At 62.2% G+C, this 1,460-nt stretch carries 1 rRNA gene; it reads left to right on the plus strand.

The annotated features are described in order from the left end of the window. Nucleotides 1-40: 40 nt before the first annotated feature. Nucleotides 41-1,460: ribosomal RNA gene (locus FWJ67_RS11090) — 23S ribosomal RNA — on the plus strand; the annotation flags it as partial.

The following is a 1,460-nucleotide window of genomic DNA, read 5'->3' on the forward strand; positions in this document are numbered from 1 at the left end:
GAGCACCTTGACAACTGCACAGGGTAAGAAGCATCTTTGCGGCCAAGCAAGGTAAGGCCAGCGGTGGATGCCTAGGCGCCTTCGGGCCGATGAAGGACGGGGCCAGCACCGATATGCCCCGGGGAGCCGCAAGCAGGCGTTGATCCGGGGATGTCCGAATGGGGCAACCCGCCAGGGTGATGAGCCCTGGCAGCAAGGCTTCGGCCTTGCGGGGAACCGGGGGAAGTGAAACATCTCAGTACCCCGAGGAAAAGAAAGCAACCGCGATTCCCTAAGTAGCGGTGAGCGAACGGGGAAGAGCCTAAACCGCACGGGCGTGAGAGCCCACCGGCGTTGCCCGTGCGGGGTCGTGGGACAGTCTTGTCGGGCGGCGGTGGACGCCCGGGGGGAACGGCGAGCCGAGCTGAAGGGCCTGGAAAGGTCCGCCAGAGAGCGTGAAAGCCGCGTAAGCGAAGGCTCAAAGGGACCCTAAAGGCTGCTCCCGAGTACCACGGGACACGGGGAATCCCGTGGGAATCCGGGGGGACCACCCCCTAAGGCTAAATACCCGAGGCGACCGATAGTGCACCAGTACCGTGAGGGAAAGGTGAAAAGCACCCCGGGAGGGGAGTGAAAGAGAACCTGAAACCGCTGGCCGACAAGCAGTCGGAGGGGCAGTAAGCCCTGACGGCGTACTTTTTGCAGAACGGGCCGGCGAGTGGTCCTGAGGAGCGAGGTTAACCGGGGAAAGCCGGGGAGCCGGAGCGCAAGCGAGTCTGAAGAGGGCGTTGAGTTCCTCGGGGCCGACCCGAAGCTGGGTGAGCTACCCATGGCCAGGGTGAAACCGCGTTAATCCGCGGCGGAGGCCCGAACCACGTGGTCGTTGAAAAGGCCTGGGATGAGCTGTGGGTAGGGGTGAAAAGCCAATCGAACCCAGTGATAGCTGGTTCTCCCCGAAATCGCTTTAGGGCGAGCCTGGCCGAACGAGTTGCGGGGTAGCGCTCTGATGGGGGACGGGGCCGGAAAGGTTACCAACTCCCGTTAAACGACGAATCCGCAACCCGAACCGGCCGGAGTCAGACTGCGGGGGATAAGCTCCGTAGTCGAGAGGGAAACAGCCCAGACCGCCAGCTAAGGTCCCTAAGGACGGGCTTAGTGGGAAAGGTAGTGGGGTCGCGCAGACAGCCAGGAGGTTGGCTTGGAAGCAGCCATTCCTTTAAAGAGTGCGTAACAGCTCACTGGTCGAGTGACCCTGCGCCGAAAATGTAACGGGGCTCAAGCCCGTCACCGAAGCTGCGGATCTCCTCTTCAGAGGAGATGGTAGGGGAGCGTTCCGCTCACCGCTGAAGCCGAACCCGAAAGGGACGGTGGAGGGTGCGGAAGTGAGAATGCCGGCATGAGTAGCGAAAAGGCTGGTGAGAATCCAGCCCGCCGAAAGCCTAAGGTTTCCTGAGGAAGGTTCGTCCGCTCAGGGTTAGTCG

This window comes from Limnochorda sp., assembly GCF_047459355.1.
Taxonomy (GTDB): Bacteria; Bacillota; Limnochordia; order Limnochordales; family Limnochordaceae; genus Limnochorda.